Below are 18,397 nucleotides of genomic sequence, written 5' to 3'. Positions count from 1 at the left end.
AATATGGTCTTATTATACATGGAGAATAAAACAGTGATGTGTCTAAAGGAGAGACGTTATGATTAGCTTGAAACGAGATTTTATACATAACGGTAAAGCAATGATGACGATTGATAAAACCGGCGGATTTGTTCGCAGTGAACTGAGTGAGGTGCAGCTGCAAATGGTGATGTCCAATGTTATTTCGGGTCATCTACCAATGTCTATGAAAGAGATCAATCAAGAAATTACGTTTCACTATGATATAACAGGCAAAAAAATGCTTTCCCAGACAGCACGACATGAGAAATTGTCTTTAACAGGTCTATTTCAATTACTGCTGCAGATCACTCAGACATTACTTACTTGTCCGCAGTATATGCTTGATGAACAAAGGTATGTATTACATGAGGATTATATATTTACAACCGACACTCTTGAGGAAGCAAAAGTGTATTTATGTTATATACCTTCTTCACTAGAAAAGGAAGTAGAATCCATACCTTTTCAAATAAGTCAGATGGTGAGCAGAATGATGCCTTATGTCAAAGCGCTCGAAGGAACGGGGATTCAAAGAGTTTTGCAGTTATGTAATGACGGAGATTTTCAGCTTGACGGTTTGCAGGGATTGTTGAATGAACTACTTATGTCTGAGACAGGTGTAGGAAGTAAGTCTTCAGCAACGACAAATAGTGCACCTGGTGTATCTTCTTCGTTTCCTAGGGACGATCATTTTCAAGGGGAATCACGGTCCCTCATAAACGAACCAGGTGGTGTTATATCTGATTTACAGAGACTTTCTAGACCTACACCTCCACCCATACCCAAACAGATACCAGTGTTGTCCAATCACTCAAGCGAGAGCTTAAGTTCGTCTGTTCCACTTAACCCACTCCGCCGTTCCTCATCTGAATTGGCGAGTGAGAATAGACCCGAACTTACTCTGGGTTCTATTCCGCACCCTATTTTTTCTTTGAAAGATACCTTTGAATCGAGTGGACATTACTCTGAAGAAGGAGAAGAGAAAGAGACTAAAAAACCTGAAAAGCCTATTTATTACTGGCTGGGTGGGACGCTTCTCGCCTCTGTGTTATGGAGATTTCTTTATATGGATGAACCAACGACTATTCGGCTTTTGATGTGTTTGGTTATTACCATAATACTAGCTGCAGCTGCTTATGTTCTATCTACAGGAAAGTCCGTTGGGCTAGGTAAAATCTCTTTAAACAGTGCGAAAAAACAAGAAAATGATTACTCCAACAACGAATTCTCAAATGATGAGAAACCTTCTTCCTTCTCCTTATTTCAGCAGAAAGATGAGACTGATTTTCCTGGGAAGAGGGGGATTTTCGGTGGTGGAAATAAAAACAAAGAAGATGCGGAACCGTGGCGTTGGAACTCACCATCTAAGCTAGAGGAATCTGATAGTGAAATTAACAATCCTTTTAAACAAATAACCTCAACGTCAGATTCTAACTTCTCTTTTACTGTACCTAAGACACTAGACAATGAGGAGCATGAGACGACGGATCGTTACTATGATTCTTTGCGTCATAGCACGCAAATGCTAAATTCATCTCATGTCCAGGCTACAGTACTTCTTACTGATTTAGAGCCAGTTTCAAGTTTCGCTAGTCAGTCAGCTGTGGTGACTATAAAAAAAGGAATATTAGAAAGGCAAGCTCCCCAAGCTGCACCTGAACAAATGGAGTTAGGTACAGCAAGTTTTATTATTGGCCGCTCACAGGAAGTGTCTCAATACGTAGAGGAAGGGAAGGGGACATCCCGGGCACATGTAGAAATCAGTAAGTCTAAAGATCGATATTATATTAAAGATTTAAATTCCATGAACGGTACACTATTTCTTGATCAGCCGATGATTCCTTATAAAGAATATCCCCTGGAAGAAGGGGATTATTTTATCATTGCAGAATCAAAATATACTTTTCGTTATGTCTAGTTGTTTGTTAACTGACGGATGGCTTCATCCAGACGGGGGTAATCAAATTGGAAGCCGCATTCCTGAGCTTTGTCAGGCACTGCTTTCTGACCTTCAAGAACGAGAATGGACATTTCGCCAAGCAGTGCTTTGAGCATAAAAGAAGGCGCTGGAAACCAGTGAGGACGATGCAGAACTTTTCCAATGGTCTTTCCAAAATCTCTATTTGTAACAGGGTATGGAGAAGTCGCATTCACAGGGCCGCTCATATCAGGATTTCGCACAGCGTAATCGATCAGCTTCACCATGTCATTTATATGTATCCATGAAACCCACTGTTCTCCATCCCCAATAGGCCCGCCTACCCCAAATTTATAAGGTAACTGCATGAGAGGGTAGGCTCCTTTACTGCCCAGAACTACGCCTGTTCTCACAAGGACTAGCCTGGTATTATTAAACCTTTGCCGGGCTGCATCTTCCCACTGTACGCAGACGTCAGATAGAAAATCGATGCTTTCTACCTCAGAATATTCATTGAAGGTATTCTTTCGAGAGGTACCATAGATTCCTACAGCTGAGGATTGAATGACTGCTTGCGGTTTGTTCGTGAGCTGATCCAGAATATCTCCTAATCGGTGAACCGAATCCAGGCGAGATTGCTTTATTTTTGACTTTGTATCCTTTGTCCACCGCTGATTGAGCGATTCACCAGATAGATTAACGACAGCATCCAGTGATTCAAGCAGATGGGGATTGCTACTTAGTTCATCCCAAGTCACAAGTTTCATGCCATCTGGCTGGTTGGCTCTTGCTTTTCTTGTAATAATGGTAATCTCATGTCCCTGCTTTATCCAATACTCAGAAAGATGACTCCCGATAAATCCCGTGCCTCCGCAAATCGCAAGCTTCATGTAATAAACTCGCCCCTCTCTTTTGACCATCCTATGAAATGTATCGTCCTATTTCATATTCCTATTTGCTTATTACACAATTGTAAATCATTCACACTCTTCTTTGCACTACATTCCGTCCGTATAAATTCCACTTTGCCATACAATTAGAATAAATAGACTCATGTTTTTATGCATCGGCTTAGGTACTTTGATTTCTTTAGATGTTCGTTTTCTTTCGATATTCTGAAGGGTTGATTCCGGTCCATCGTTTAAATTGCCTGCTAAAGTGAGAGAGGTTGTTATAACCTAAACGATGAGCAATCTCCTTCAATGATAACTCGGGTTGTTGTAATAAGATTTTTGCTTCTTGTAATTTCAGATCAGATAAATACTTTCTTGGAGACATACGATAAACTTTTTGGAAGACTTCTAACCCATAGTTTGGGCTGATTCCCAAAGAAGCAATAATGGGTTGAATGTGGATACTGAAATCGGTATGTTCGCTTTTCTCCCCGGCTTTTTTCTTAAAATTCCACTTTATAGCTTCTGCAATTTCTTTGGCATATTTCGCTGTAGTCATGGTCTGGGTTGTTCGGTTGTCGTTTAAGGGCTGAATATCTACTAACACTTCCAATAATTCAAAAAGAATAACTTGTGCTCTTAATTTTGCTTTAGCAAAAGAAATATTAGGATCTTCTAAAATATCAATCCATTTGTGAAGACATTTTTTTAATCTGCTGTGATAGGGATGGGAAGAATTATAAACCCAATCACAGTTTTTCATCAATTTCATGCGTAAAGAAGGTTCGTCAATATCAAAATGAGCACAAAAATAGGTCATAGACTCGGAAGTATGACATTTATTAATATGTTCAAATCCAGGCGGAATAAGGAGGATATCCTCTTTTTCTATTAAATATTGTTCATTCTCAAAAAGCGTTTCTTGCGTGCCATCTAAAACAATTAATATTTCAAAAGCATGGTGGTATTCCTTAGTCATTGACCAGTTTGAATAAACCGTCTGTTTATGAGCGCCAAAAAAACGAATATTCCAATCAATACGGGGAAGTATTTGTGTTTTGCTGCCTAATAAACAATTATTGCAGTTTGTCATTGTATTAAACCTGCCTTTGATATGGGTAAATTCTTCTTTAATTATGCAATCGTATTTATATATTCATTGTTATTATAATGTAGACAAGCAACAGGAAACGCTTTCGTTGTTGACGTGGTATACAGTTAAATTATCGATAATTAGCAAATGCAAGTTTATTATAGTCAAAAAAGAAAGCGGTATCAATGAGCTGTTTCATAATAATTTTACTTTCTAGAAAAAGGGTAAATGTATTAGTCACAAAAGGTAAGTGCTTTATAAGAAAGGCAATCGATCATAACCATAATTAAGTGACGAAAGGAGCAAAAGATATATGACAATGATTCAAAATCCCGTTATTCCTGGAATGGCACCAGATCCCTCCATTATTCGGGTTGGGGAAGTCTATTATATAGCTACTTCAACATTTCACTGGAACCCAGGGGTACAAATTTTCCAGTCAAAAGATTTATCCAATTGGGAACTCACAAGTTTCGTACTACGAAATGGTGAAGTCAATTTACGCGGTACGAATACACCTGCCGGCATTTGGGCGCCGCACTTATCCTATGATTCGTCTACTAAAAAATTCTGGTTAGCATTTTCTCACATGGTAAACATGGCTGGCCGTGAATTTAATGCGGATTCATATGCTATGTGGGCAGAAGATATCAATGGTCCTTGGTCAGAACCTATCTACATAACATCCATAGGTTTTGATCCAGCTCTTTTTCATGATGAGGATGGAAAACATTATGTATCCATTTTGGAGTGGGAAACACGACAAGGTTACCAAGCACCCGGGCATATTGTGATTGCAGAGTTTGACCTAGATAAAGGTCAGATCAAAGGCAAATGGCATCGAGTTACACAAGGGTTTACTAGCCGAGGTTGTGCTGAAGCACCACAAATATATAAGCATAAGGAATATTACTATCTTCTAATTGCTGCTGGAGGAACAGGATACGCACACGGTGTTGAGATAGGGCGCTCAAAAAATATATTTGGTCCGTATGAGCCCCATCCATCAAAAGAGCCGATTATCACATCTTCACCGCAGCATCTATTTTCACTCGGTGATCCGGATGCCGGACATTTTGAAATGTATAATCCACATTCCATTATGCAAAAAGCAGGCCATGGTTCTTTAGTTCAAACCCATACGGGTGAGTGGTATATTGCTCATCTCATGTCCCGCCCAATTGAAGGAACGCTTTTAAATCCATTAGGACGTGAAACTTCTTTACAAAAAATGAACTGGACTGAAGATGGCTGGTTGGAAATGTGTGATGGAACTAATGTAGCCAAGATGGAAGTTATGGGGATGAAGGGAGTTAGTCCAGGAAACAGGGTAACTCATGATGTATTTGATGATTTTACTAGTGAAAAATATAACAACCATTTTATGACTCCTTATCGCAATCAGGAAGTGCATTGGGTGAATACGGTGGAACGTCCAGGGTATTTGCGGATTCACGGCGAGAACTCGTTATTTTCACAAATGAATCCAGCCATTATGGCAACCCGTGCCACATCATTTCATTATGAATTTAAGACAAAACTTGAATTTAGGCCGGATCATTATTCAGAAACTGCGGGTATGGGGCTTTACTATGATTCTAACAACTGGATTTATGCTCACTTAACGTATTCAGAAACATTAGGCGGGACAGTATTAAGTTTACTTCAAGCAAAGTTAGGAAAGCGCATCGAGTTTGTTCATCATAAAACCCTAGTACCTCAAAATACGGCTGAGTTGAAGCTTATATACAATTCAGGAATAGCGGGTATCTTCTATCGCTTGAATGAGGATAGGGAATGGCAAGTATTTGAAGATCAAATTGATGTTTCTTATTTATCTGATGAAGGTGTGAACGGGGAACCAGGAGAGATCGGCGGATTTACAGGGCTATTTAATTTTATTGGTTCAGTTGATTCTCACCAGCACGATTCATTTGCAGATTTTGATTATTACATGGTCAAGAATTACTAGACATCAGAGAGGAAATTTCACATGAGAACGATACCGCTTAAACGTTTAGTACCAGGATTAATTATCGGACCAGCTACGTGGCTAGGACCTTATATTGTAACAGCAAGTTTATTTTTACCTGCAATGATTCAGCAACTAGATCCCGAAAATAAAATTAACATTGTAGCTTTATTCTCAGCATTAGGGATGGTTGTCGCGGCCATTTCTAACATGGTAGCTGGATACTTGTCTGACCGTACAAGGTCTCGGTTTGGAAGACGTACACCTTGGCTGATCGGAGGATCATTCGTATTTATGCTCGCAATGATTCTCGCCTCAATGACCACTACCATTCCGTTATTATTACTAAGCTGGATGCTGGGACAAGTTGCACTCAACTTTATTGTAGCACCCATGGTTGCTTGGTTAGATTTAGCACCGGAAGAAGGCAAGGGAACAGCATCATCTGCTTATGGCGGACTTGGTATGGCACTAGGTAACAATGGATTTACCATTTTAGGTGCAGTCTTTTTAGGGCAATATCGTTTAGGTTTTGTTATTTTTGGTATTATTACGTTCATTGGTACTTTAATCGCTGCATTTATTGTGCGTGAATCGTCTAACTTGGATGAGACAGTAGATGTCTCCAAGTCACCAAACAAGCAAGCGTTTTCAATCAAGGAATTCCTGTCCGTGTTTCCAACGTGGTCGGTTGGTCGTGATTACTATCTAGCTTTAATTGGTAAAATATGTCAAGGGATTGGGAACTTTGCAATTACAGGTTACTTGTTATTTATAATGACCGATTTTTTACACAAAGGTACCTCTGATACACAACAGTCTATCCAACTAATTAATATTATCATGCTGGTATTTGGTATCGCTATGGGATTTATTGCTGGACCAATTTCAGATAAGTTAAAAATATTAAAATTACCAGTTGGCTTATCTACGATTTTCTTGGGAATTGGAGCACTCAGCATTTTCTTTTTACAAAATGATCTAGGTATTATGATTTATGGTTTTATGGCTGGTTTGGGAATGGGCATATGGAACTCTTTGGACAATCTTCTAAACTTAAGAGTAATTCCGGATAAGGATCGAGTAGGTCTGTTCTTAGGAATTTACAATTTGGGAAATACCGTGACACAAGCGATAGCCCCAGTGATTGCTGCATTCATGATTTCCCAAATCGGTTTTTCATCCATCTTTATTATGTCATTTTCACTCTCGATCATCGGAGGGATCTCTATTCTCTCTATCAAATCTGTAGCAAGATAGATTCTCTAAAAAAAAGACGGCAGGCAAACTAGTTTAAGCTAGTTTGCCTGAAGTTTCGAAGCCGCGTTTTGCGGCTTTTTTTTGTTTTAATGTATCGATAAAGAAACGATACTTTGCGGCATAATCATTTTTATGTGGGCGTGGGTGATCTCTCGCAATGTAATAGTCGTCTTGAATCTGATCTGAGGAACGGGTATGAAATGGAATTTAGATATTATCGACTCAAGAGCGAGTTTGTCTATTTGTTCATTAGATGTTTATAAGGCTTATAGTCAATCTGCTTCTTGTCTAGGAAGGTAACGAGGAAGCGGTTGTCTCTTTTTGGTGTAGCCACAATATATCCTTTAATACAGTGATCTCTCGTTACTTCTTTCGCCTGGTTCTGAAGAGCGATTTTACCAATCTCGGCAGCGATGGAATGCTTGGCAATATCTCGAAAAGGGCCAGGTACAGGCTGAACCAGCTCATCTAAAAAACTTTTTGCTTCGTCTGTCCAGAGATGACGGCTTGCTTCCACCCAGTGATTCTGCCAATCCAGTTTGGATTTACCATCGGCTTTAGGAAGTGTTTTTAAGAATTTACGAAACATAAAAAAACCGCCGATTACCATACTTCCTAATAGAAGAAAGGTCCAAAACGCAATAGAGTTCATAAACCAGTTGCTAGGCATAGCCGCACTAAGCTTACTATTCATCAGGATTACATCCATTTCAATCACCTCAAGGATAGAGTTAAATAGAATTATGTGTCTACATGAAAAGAACTTATAAAGAACTTATAATTCAAATGTGGACATCACGCGTTTAAAATGAAACGATGCTGTAAATGAATTGTTAGAAGAATCATTTTCATCATATCTTTCGCTGCTTTCATCAGGACGATAAATTTAAGAAGGTTCAATTTAGCTATGGATCGTTACCCAATGTATCATGTCATTCAATGGTTATGTACTTATCTGAGGAGTGAATCAATTTTCTAAATTTGTCCTTTTATTGAATTATAACGCAGATATGAATATATTTCGATAGTTAACGAATAAGATTCTCACTCCTATTCTGATGTTTCCTATGGAATGCACAGACAAAGATGAAGGTATGATGAGAGATATATGTTACATACGAGGATCGTATTGCTTGGCTTTCATAATCAAGTTACAATAAACTTTACATTCTTAAAATTAGGGGGATAAAAGATGCTTAAAATCGGTTCCCACGTATCCTTTTCGGGCAAGGGTCTACTGACAGCAACAGAAGAAGCGGCATCGTACGGTTCTTCTTCGTTTATGATATATACAGGTGCTCCGCAAAATACGCGCCGTAAACCAATGGAATCTATGTACCTTGAAGAAGGTAAAAAAGCAATGCAAGAAGGTGGATTTGAAGAGATTGTGGTGCATGCACCTTATATCATCAATCTAGGTTCTTACAAAGACCACACTTATGAACTGGCAGTAAGTTTTCTACAGGAAGAAATTCGCCGTACGCATGCGATCGGCGTGAAGAATATTGTGCTTCATCCCGGTGCTTTTACGGATAAAGATGCCGACTATGGTATTCAGCGTATTGCAGAGGGACTTAATGAAGTATTAAATGGAGTCCAAGAAACAGATGTGAATATCGCACTGGAAACAATGGCAGGCAAAGGAACAGAGGTAGGTCGTTCTTTTGAAGAACTGGCTCGTATTATTGATAAGGTTGAACGTAATGAACGTCTGACCATTTGTATGGATACTTGCCATATTCATGATGCTGGTTATGATATCGTAGGCGATCTGGACGGTGTTCTAGAACAGTTTGATCGCACGGTGGGCCTTGACCGAATCGGAGTCGTGCATATTAATGATAGTAAAAATCCATCAGGAGCAAAAAAAGATAGACATACGCCGATTGGTGCAGGTTGGATTGGTTTTGATACCATTAACCGCGTTGTCCATCATGAACTGCTCAAAGGTCGCCCGTTTATACTTGAGACCCCATGGATCGGGAAAGATGCCAAAAAACAACGTCCTATGTACGAGGCAGAGATTGCTTTGTTGCGCGGAGATGTGGCAGGACGTTTTGGAGAAGGTTTCCTTGAAGATGTGGAGAGACTCCATCATTTCTTTACAGGGGAAGATATTGAATCCCGCCGTTTTGTGCTGGACACATGGACACTCCTCAAAAATGATGCAAAAGCAAAAAAGGCGGATCCTCGCGAACCGCTCGAGCGCTTGTATGATATGGTTGTAAATGCAGCGTTGTTCCCTGAACTTACAGAGGAGCAATTGAATCATCGCTTGATTGGATGGCTTGCTGGCAAAGAAGCATTGGTGAAAGCTTAGGTTATTGATCTAAATCAAGGGGGAGAAAATTGACCAATGGATATTCACACAAAACACACACAAGGTAGACCTGCACATATCGATCGTGCCCGCATGCTGATTTCTTGTCCAGACGGTCCGGGTATTGTTGCGGCAGTTTCTAAGTTTCTTTTCGAGCACGGGGCAAATATCATTCAATCCGATCAGTACTCCATGAATCCAGATGGAGGCATGTTCTTCATGCGGGTGGAGTTTGATCTTCCACAGCTGTCTAGTCGCTTACCTCAGCTGGAAGCGGACTTTGGTGCTATAGCGGAACAATTTCAGATGGAGTGGTATATCTCCGATGTCTCAAGACGTAAGAAACTTGCTATTTTTGTATCCAAAGAAGATCACTGTCTTGTTGAGCTTTTGTGGCAGTGGCAAGCGGGAGACCTCGATGCAGAGATCGGCCTTGTCGTAAGTAACCATCCGGATATGAGAGAATATGTTGAATCCTTTGGTATTCCGTATCATCATATTCCTGTTACACCAGATACGAAGAAAGAGGCTGAGCAGCGCCAGCTTGAAGTGATTGGTGAAGACATTGATGTGATTATCCTGGCTCGCTATATGCAGATTATATCGCCAACGTTTATCGAACATTACCGGAATCGTATTATTAATATCCATCACTCCTTCTTGCCGGCCTTTGTGGGCGGTAAGCCTTATGCTCAAGCTTATGGCCGCGGCGTAAAACTAATAGGAGCAACTGCTCACTATGTGACGGAAGAACTGGACGGCGGTCCGATTATTGAGCAGGACGTGGAGCGTGTAAGTCATCGGGATGATGTTCCTGAGCTGAAGAGAATTGGACGTACAATCGAACGTGTTGTACTTGCACGTGCTGTAAAATGGCATGTGGAAGACCGAATTCTTGTTCACGAGAACAAGACCGTAGTCTTTAACTAATAGGAATAATAAACGATAATTTCTTATATTTTGACATGCAAAAAAACTGTTCCCTAACTTATTAGGGGACAGTTTTTTTATTTAAATCGGTACAATAAACCAAACTAAAACAATCCCACTGGAAAATTTTTGATGTTTTAAAGGGCCCAGACCAGTCTAAGAGTATATAATAGGGATGGCTTTTTGCGTGTAATCATCGCTTTTTTTGTACAAGTATTCCGCTTTTTGATTAGGTATGCTTTTCCTTGCCAAGGAGATACTTGGGTGGATGCCTTATATGAATTTTTATGTAACGAACAAGAAGGCTATGGAAAAATGATGTATGAGGTGTTACAATACTATTGAATAAGTCAAATTGAAACATTCAAGCGGATTAACTTGCATAAAAAAGTTTTTTTCTTTTAGCGGGTACCAATCCCTGAGCGTAAGTCCGTTTGCTTATCCTGACATCTTTTTTTAGAGATTATGAGGAGGATGAAACATGACTGATCAACAAACTAAAGACCAAAGCATTAACAAAGATGAAAATTCAACAATCGATAATTTGTCTATTACTACTGTTCGTACCTTGGCAATCGATGCAATTGAGAAAGCAAAATCCGGACACCCGGGTATGCCGATGGGCTCTGCACCAATGGGCTATCAATTGTTTGCCAAAACGATGAACCATAATCCGGAAAATCCAACTTGGATTAACCGTGACCGTTTCGTATTGTCCGCAGGGCATGGATCTATGCTGCTTTACAGCTTACTACACCTGAGTGGATATGATCTTCCAATGGAAGAGATTAAACAATTCCGTCAATGGGGAAGCCTGACTCCAGGACACCCTGAGTTCGGTCACACTGCTGGTGTGGATGCAACGACAGGTCCACTTGGACAAGGGATTGCAATGGCAGTAGGTATGGCAATGGCTGAAGCTCAGCTCGGAGCTACTTACAATAAAGATAATTTCGATGTGGTAGACCACTATACTTACGCAATTTGCGGTGACGGTGACCTTATGGAAGGTGTTTCTCACGAAGCAGCATCCCTGGCATCTCACTTGAAACTGGGTAAACTCGTGGTTCTTTATGATTCCAACGATATTTCCCTTGATGGTAAACTGAACCTTTCTTTCTCCGAAAGTGTTCAAAAACGTTTTGAAGGATACGGATGGCAAGTGCTTCGCGTAGAAGATGGTAATGATCTTCCTGCAATCGAAAAAGCGATCAAAGAAGCACAAGCAGTATCAGATCGTCCAACCCTGATCGAAGTGAAAACAGTGATCGGTTACGGCAGCCCGAACAAACAAGGTAAAGGCGGCCATGGCGGTACTCACGGTTCCCCACTAGGTCCTGACGAAACAAAACTCACTAAAGAATATTACAAATGGGTATATGAAGAAGATTTCTTCGTTCCAGACGAAGTACGTGCTCATTTTGCAAAAGTGAAAGAACGTGGTGTAGAAGCAAACAAAGCTTGGGAAGCTAAATTTGCAGAATACAAAAAAGCATACCCTGAACTTGCTGCTCAGTTCGAAACAGCAATCAGCGGCGGACTTCCTGAAGGTTGGGATCGCGACTTGCCGAAGTACAGTGTGGAAGACAAAGCAGTATCTACTCGCGTAGCTTCTGGTAATGCACTGAACGGTCTTGCTCACAATGTACCTAACCTCACTGGTGGATCTGCTGACCTTGAAAGTTCAACAATGACTCACTTGAACGATCTTGCTCAGTTCACTCCAGCGGATTATTCCGGCCGTAACATCTACTTTGGTGTTCGTGAATTCGGTATGGCTGCTGCAATGAACGGTATGGCGCTGCACAGCGGTGTGAAAGTATTCGGCGGTACATTCTTCGTATTTACCGATTACCTGCGTCCAGCAGTTCGTCTGTCCGCTATCATGAAACTGCCAGTAACTTATGTACTGACTCATGACAGTATTGCAGTAGGTGAAGATGGTCCTACGCATGAACCGATTGAACAACTCGCTTCCTTGCGTATCATTCCAGGTCTTACTGTTATTCGTCCAGCGGATGCAAATGAAACTTCTGCAGCATGGGCTTATGCAGTAGAGAACACTTCGAATCCGGTAGCACTTGTGCTTACTCGTCAAAACTTGCCGATTCTTCCGGGTACAGTAGAAGGCGCTCGTGAAGGAATCAAACGTGGTGCTTATGTAGTATCTGATGCGAAGAATGGTAAAGCAACCGCTCAAATTATCGCAACAGGTTCTGAAGTTCAACTGGCAGTAAAAGCACAAGAGGCTCTTGCTGAAGAAGGTATTCACGTACGTGTTATCAGTATGCCAAGCTGGGATCTGTTCGAAAAACAAGATAAAGCATACAAAGATTCCGTACTCCTTCCAGACGTTAAAGCTCGTCTTGCAGTAGAAATGGCTCATCCAATGGGCTGGGAAAAATATGTGGGTGATGCTGGTGATATTCTCGGCATTTCTACGTTCGGTGCATCTGCGCCTGGCGACACTGTAATTAAAGAATATGGCTTCACAGTAGAAAACGTAGTAAGCCGCGTTAAAGCGCTTCTGTAGTTCTATTGTATCCATATGAAAACAAAAAAGGGTGAAGCAGCCAAATGGCGCTTTACCCTTTTTCATCCTATCTTGATATCTATGCAAGCGGTTTGCCGTTAATTTGCTGTTCTATATAGGCTTCGTAGATTTTTACGACAGCTGATAAGTCTTCCTCACCGTATCCTTTAGCGGCACCAGACTGGAACATGCTTTTTGCCAGATTCAGCATAGGGGCAGGCACGCCAGTATTGTCTGTTAGAGATGACGCAAGTTTTAAATCTTTGAGCATAAGAGCGAGGGAGAACTGATTCGTAAAGTCATGGTCAATGATTTTGCGGCCTTTCAGTTCAGCTGCTTTACTGCCGGCAGAACCTAACTGGACGAGATCCAGGAATGCATCAGCCGGGATGCCCGATTTTGAGGCAATCGCAAATCCTTCCGCTAGTGCTACATTGTTAATTCCAACGATCGTATTATGGGCAAGTTTCGCTACGGCACCATTTCCGTTTTCGCCCATAGGAATTACTTTTTTTCCGAGCGTTTCGAATACATCCATCTGACTTTCGATGGTTACGGCATCACCGCCGACCATAAATACTAATGAACCATCAATGGCTGCTGGTTTGCTGCCTGTAACAGGTGCATCCAGAAAAGAACAATCAAGAGCCGTAGCATCAGCTGCGAGTTTTTTTGCAAGGTCAGGGGAAATGGTACTGCAGTCCATAATCGTAGTCCCATCGATGACACCTGCAAAAATACCATTCTCGCCATAATAAATATCATTGATGGATGCATCATTACTTACCATAGTTATTACGAGAGACTGACCGTGTGCTGCTTCTTTCGGCGTTTTGGCTGCTACAGCACCTTCGGCTACGAACGGGCTGCATTTTTCAGCAGTTCGGTTATATACGGTGACTTCATATCCTTTTTTTAGAAGGTTAGAAGCCATGGGTCCACCCATTGTGCCAAGTCCAAGTACAGCAATCTTTTTCATGAATCATTCTCACCTTTCATTGTTTAATCAAACGTTCATTAGGTCTTCATCATATCATGGAGACAGAGGCAAGCCAAAAGGCTTAAACTTGAAGAGAATAAAGTGTAAAATGATTCGGTCAGCAATTCACCAAGCTTGTCACGTTATCGAAATTAAAGTATTCTATTTCATAAGTGAAGGCGCGGTAGTTAACAATAACGTATAAACCGGACAGCCATAAGACAAGCTTTCAAGTGAGAACTAATTCTCGCTAATTTAAAAATAGTGGAGGTTTTATAATCATGGCTAAAAAAGTAACTTTTGATTACAGTAAAGCTCTTGAATTTGTAGGTCAACATGAAGTGGACTATTTGGCAGAGCCAATTCGTCTTGCTCACGAGCAGCTTCATAATGGTACAGGCGCAGGTTCCGACTACCTGGGTTGGATCGACCTTCCAACGAACTATGATAAAGAAGAGTTCTCCCGCATTCAAAAAGCAGCAGCAAAAATCCAAAGCGACTCCGAAGTATTGATCGTAATCGGGATCGGCGGTTCTTATCTTGGCGCGCGTGCAGCGATTGAAATGTTGACTCATTCTTTCTACAATGAGCTGCCAAAAGAAAAACGTAAAACTCCAGAAATCTATTTTGCAGGTAATAACATTAGCTCTACATATGTAAATCATTTGCTTGAGCTGGTTGAAGGTAAAGACTTCTCTGTCAATGTAATCTCCAAATCCGGTACAACAACAGAACCAGCGATTGCTTTCCGTATCTTCCGTGCTGCACTGGAGAAAAAATATGGTAAAGAAGAAGCACGTAAACGTATTTACGCAACAACAGACAAAGCACGTGGTGCACTGAAAAAACTCGCAACTGAAGAAGGTTATGAGTCCTTCATTATTCCTGATGACGTAGGTGGTCGTTATTCCGTACTGACAGCAGTAGGACTTCTGCCAATCGCTACAGCAGGTATTAACATTGAAGAAATGATGCAAGGTGCGGCTGATGCTTCCAAAGAATTTGCTAACCCGAACGTTGCAGAAAACCAAAGTTATCAGTACGCTGCAGTACGTAACGCGCTGTATCGCAAAGGCAAAGGAACCGAAATCCTTGTAAACTACGAGCCATCCTTGCACTTTGTATCTGAATGGTGGAAACAATTGTTTGGCGAAAGCGAAGGAAAAGACTTCAAAGGAATCTATCCTGCTTCCGTTGATTTCTCCACAGACCTTCACTCCATGGGACAATTCATTCAAGAAGGTAGCCGTAACATTTTCGAAACGGTTATCCAAGTGGAAGAAGTACCAAGCCACATCTCCATTGAAGCAGATCCAGACGACCTAGATGGTCTGAACTTCCTTGAAGGAAAAACAATGGATTTCGTTAACAAAAAAGCATTCCAAGGTACACTGCTGGCACATACAGACGGTCAAGTACCAAATCTTATTGTAAATGTTCCAGATATGTCTCCATATTCTTTCGGATATCTGGTATACTTCTTTGAAAAAGCATGCGGAATCAGCGGATACCTGATGGGAGTAAATCCGTTTGACCAACCGGGTGTAGAAGCTTACAAAAAGAACATGTTTGCTCTTCTTGGCAAACCAGGTTATGAAGAAGAAAAAGCAAAACTTGAAGCAAGACTTACTGAATAATAATGGAATGATCTATTAAAGATCAGAAGTTATCTGTTTCATAAATATAGTAATACAATCAAGCTGCCACAGGTTGTTTGATCATAAGAAGCAGTTCACCCGCATTTGGATGGACTGCTTTCTTACAAATATAAACCCTATTACATCTAAGAATAGAACACCTACAGGTGTTTTCTTCACATATAGAAAGGTAAGAGAGCAATGATTGAGCAGTACAGAACCGTTCGAGCAGCGGGGAACAAGGAAATTGTAATTAAGAAATCTCGATTTATTGGTTACGTTATGCCTGTACAAAATGAAGAAGAAGCGATCCAATTTATTGAAGATATTAAGAAAAAACATTGGAACGCCACGCATAATTGTTCAGCATATATGATTGGTGAACGGGATGAGATTCAGAAGCAATCTGATGATGGAGAGCCAAGCGGGACCGCAGGGAAACCTATTTTGGAGGTGATCAAAAATCAGGGACTAAAAAATGTCGCTATCGTGGTAACGAGATATTTTGGCGGTATTATGCTGGGTGCCGGAGGACTGATTCGTGCTTATACGGATGGAGCAGTCGCTGCGATTGAGGCCGGAGAAGCGATAACGAAAGTGCTTCACCGCGAAGTTTTCGTAGAACTGGATTACACTTGGCTAGGAAAAGTGGAAAATGAGCTGAGAAACAGGCAGGTTCGCATGGGAGAGACTACATTTACTGACAAAGTCAAGCTGACATGTCTGCCGGTAGATCGAGAAGCAGAGCGATTCATCGAGTTTATGACAGATCTAACACAAGGTCAATCTGTGATCACGGAGGGACAGCAGCTTTATTTTATTGAAGGAGAATAAGATATGGCTAGAAGAGCAGTGGAGCAGGAATTGTCGAGAGAACGGATTCTGGAAGCGGCCAGGCATTTATTCGTTACAAAAGGATATCGATCTATTTCAATGCGTAGTATTGGACAGCATCTAGGATACAGTCACGGCTCTTTATATTATCATTTCAAGGAAAAAGCAGAATTGTTTTATGCCATTGTAGTCGAAGATTTTAACCATTTGGGGCAGCTGCTCCTGCAGGCCATGGCTAGAAGTTCTAAAGATGGACTTACGAAACCAGAGCATGTCATGATGGAATTTATACGCTTTGGTCTGCAAAATCCCTATCAATATGAAATTATGTTTATGATTCGAGACGAAGAGCTGCTTGCTTATTGCCGGGCAGAACAGAATCGTTGTTATGAATTATTCGCCACCATTATCCGTCATCATATGAACCACAAAAACTACACAAACGAAGAACGGATCCAACTACCCCACAGTTTATTTTTATCCATTCACGGATTCATCTCTTATTACATCCAAGACCGCTTGCCATTTGAAGAAGTCAGGGCTGAAGCAGCTTCGCATGTAAACATCATGTGCAGTCGTCTGTAACCCCCTTCATTTGGTACACGTCAACACCACGTCATGCTTACATACTTCAAAGCGGTAAACTATCATAACGTTACAATATCATAACGGTGATCTGCGAAAGTGTGATCTGATCATCGGACGAGAAATGATTGACGAAATCCCCCTATATTTGGTAAAGTATCAAATAAAGTAATTCCTACCTAAATAATAGGAAATATGTGATGGGGGATGGCGTCATGCATGTGGAAGTCCGTGGTCTAAACAAACATTTTGGCAGTTTTCATGCAGTTAAAGATGTTTCTTTTGATATAAAAAAAGGTCACCTCATTGGTTTACTCGGTCCAAGTGGAGGAGGCAAAACTTCCATACTACGTATCTTGGCAGGGCTTGAAAATCCCGATGCGGGTGAGATTCGCTTGCATGGACAGCTAGTTAACCATCTTCCGCCCCAAGAACGGGGAATCGGATTCGTCTTTCAAAACTATGCGTTATTTAAACATATGACCGTATTTGATAATATCGCGTTTGGACTTAAGGTGAAGAAGCAGTCCAAAACGCAGATACAAAATCGGGCCATGGAACTTGTTGAACTGACAGGCCTCAGCGGCTTTGAGAAAAGATACCCTCACCAGTTATCTGGAGGACAAAGACAGCGGGTTGCATTTGCAAGGGCACTGGCTCCTGAACCTCAGCTTCTGCTGCTAGATGAACCTTTTGCTGCGATTGATGCCAAGATTCGGCATGAGCTGAGATCATGGCTGCGGGAACTCATAGAGCGAGTAGGTATTACTTCAATCTTCGTTACCCATGATCAGGATGAAGCGATTGAAGTCGCTGATGAAATCATGATTATAAATGGGGGAGCGCTCGAACAAAAAGGCACCCCATGGGATATATATAAACAGCCGGAAACCCCGTTTGTAGCCTCTTTTATTGGTGAATCGACGATTGTTGAGCATGCACGGGAACTGAAGGGATTTGACAAGTTAACAGGTTCTGCTGTTGAAGCGAAGGCTCTGATTCGCCCTGAATATATTGAGGTAGGCTCAGAACATGAGTTTACTTTGCTCTCGGCTACCGAGAAGGGGAAGGTTCGTGCCTTGCACTTCCGCGGCAGCGAATGGCTTGTTGAAGTCATGGTCGGGAATAACAAGTTAATTACGTATCGTTCATTAGAGAAAGAGACGCTAACTGTAGGTCAAGAGGTGCGAGTCCTTGTTCACAGGGCCTATCTTTTTAATGATCATGAGAACTGGATGGTTGAGAATCACCTGAAGAGTGATCCGATGCCAGTATCTATATAGGGAAATTTACTTTTACCCTGAACGTTAACTGACGTGCAGGGTTTTTATTATGCGTTTTATTAGTTTTGCTTTTTAGATGAACCTTGTTTATACTACATTCATATTATTAGCGAGGATACCTAAATGCTATTTATGCATC

At 41.1% G+C, this 18,397-nt stretch carries 14 protein-coding genes; 10 read left to right on the top strand and 4 right to left on the bottom strand.

The genetic code is table 11. The features are described 5' to 3' along the window. Positions 1-58 precede the first annotated feature (58 nt). The gene (locus tag KJS58_RS14975; RefSeq protein ID WP_213533477.1) at positions 59-1,939 is read left to right on the top strand and encodes a DUF6382 and FHA domain-containing protein; all 1,881 of its coding nucleotides are present in this window, start codon (positions 59-61) and stop codon (positions 1,937-1,939) included. Here KJS58_RS14975 and KJS58_RS14970 read toward each other — a convergent pair. Beyond that, complete coding sequence (locus KJS58_RS14970; protein WP_213533475.1) at positions 1,936-2,829, bottom strand: TIGR01777 family oxidoreductase; 894 nt, start codon at positions 2,827-2,829, stop codon at positions 1,936-1,938. The two genes, KJS58_RS14975 and KJS58_RS14970, sit on opposite strands and share 4 nt — an antisense overlap. A 199-nt stretch (positions 2,830-3,028) precedes the next feature. Further along, positions 3,029-3,925, bottom strand: coding sequence for an AraC family transcriptional regulator (locus tag KJS58_RS14965; protein WP_213533473.1), 897 nt, complete (start codon positions 3,923-3,925; stop codon positions 3,029-3,031). Between the two features lie 313 nt (positions 3,926-4,238). Here KJS58_RS14965 and KJS58_RS14960 point away from each other — a divergent pair, with 313 nt between their 5' ends. Both KJS58_RS14960 and KJS58_RS14955 read left to right on the top strand, forming a co-directional pair. Continuing rightward, a complete protein-coding gene (locus tag KJS58_RS14960) occupies positions 4,239-5,897 on the top strand; it encodes a glycoside hydrolase family 43 protein (protein ID WP_213533471.1) in 1,659 nt (552 codons plus the stop codon). A gap of 21 nt (positions 5,898-5,918) precedes the next feature. Continuing rightward, positions 5,919-7,157: an MFS transporter gene (locus KJS58_RS14955; protein WP_213533470.1), complete on the top strand. Its 1,239-nt coding sequence runs from the start codon at positions 5,919-5,921 to the stop codon at positions 7,155-7,157. A gap of 238 nt (positions 7,158-7,395) precedes the next feature. Here the strand turns inward: KJS58_RS14955 and KJS58_RS14950 are convergent, their stop codons facing one another. Next, the gene (locus KJS58_RS14950; RefSeq protein WP_283771287.1) at positions 7,396-7,851 is read right to left on the bottom strand and encodes a DUF2621 domain-containing protein; all 456 of its coding nucleotides are present in this window, start codon (positions 7,849-7,851) and stop codon (positions 7,396-7,398) included. 498 nt (positions 7,852-8,349) lie between these two features. Here KJS58_RS14950 and KJS58_RS14945 point away from each other — a divergent pair, with 498 nt between their 5' ends. From KJS58_RS14945 to tkt, 3 genes are all read left to right on the top strand, one after another. After that, positions 8,350-9,477, top strand: a complete 1,128-nt coding sequence (locus KJS58_RS14945) for a deoxyribonuclease IV (protein ID WP_213533468.1) — start codon at positions 8,350-8,352, stop codon at positions 9,475-9,477. Between the two features lie 36 nt (positions 9,478-9,513). Next, a complete protein-coding gene (purU, locus tag KJS58_RS14940) occupies positions 9,514-10,407 on the top strand; it encodes a formyltetrahydrofolate deformylase (RefSeq protein WP_213533466.1) in 894 nt (297 codons plus the stop codon). Positions 10,408-10,888: 481 nt separating this feature from the next. Then, a complete protein-coding gene (tkt, locus tag KJS58_RS14935) occupies positions 10,889-12,940 on the top strand; it encodes a transketolase (RefSeq protein WP_213533464.1) in 2,052 nt (683 codons plus the stop codon). A gap of 79 nt (positions 12,941-13,019) precedes the next feature. On the opposite strand, the gene KJS58_RS14930 is transcribed toward tkt, so the two are convergent. Further along, positions 13,020-13,919, bottom strand: a complete 900-nt coding sequence (locus KJS58_RS14930; protein WP_213533462.1) for an NAD(P)-dependent oxidoreductase — start codon at positions 13,917-13,919, stop codon at positions 13,020-13,022. Between the two features lie 281 nt (positions 13,920-14,200). Between KJS58_RS14930 and KJS58_RS14925 the strand changes: the two genes are divergently transcribed. The 4 genes from KJS58_RS14925 (at position 14,201) to KJS58_RS14910 (ending at position 18,258) form a co-directional block, all read left to right on the top strand. After that, entirely contained in the window at positions 14,201-15,556 is a 1,356-nt protein-coding gene (locus KJS58_RS14925) for a glucose-6-phosphate isomerase (protein WP_160032245.1), read from the top strand. 201 nt (positions 15,557-15,757) lie between these two features. Beyond that, a complete protein-coding gene (locus KJS58_RS14920; protein WP_160032244.1) occupies positions 15,758-16,390 on the top strand; it encodes a YigZ family protein in 633 nt (210 codons plus the stop codon). A 3-nt stretch (positions 16,391-16,393) separates the two neighbouring features. Beyond that, positions 16,394-16,975: a TetR/AcrR family transcriptional regulator gene (locus KJS58_RS14915; protein ID WP_191797266.1), complete on the top strand. Its 582-nt coding sequence runs from the start codon at positions 16,394-16,396 to the stop codon at positions 16,973-16,975. 215 nt (positions 16,976-17,190) lie between these two features. Further along, positions 17,191-18,258, top strand: coding sequence for a sulfate/molybdate ABC transporter ATP-binding protein (locus KJS58_RS14910; RefSeq protein WP_213533461.1), 1,068 nt, complete (start codon positions 17,191-17,193; stop codon positions 18,256-18,258). Positions 18,259-18,397: the final 139 nt, after the last annotated feature.

It is taken from the genome of Paenibacillus sp. J45TS6 (genome assembly GCF_018403285.1).
Lineage (GTDB): Bacteria > Bacillota > Bacilli > Paenibacillales > Paenibacillaceae > Paenibacillus.
Note: the sequence above shows the minus strand (reverse complement) of the source record. Positions and strands in the feature narration are given on the sequence as shown.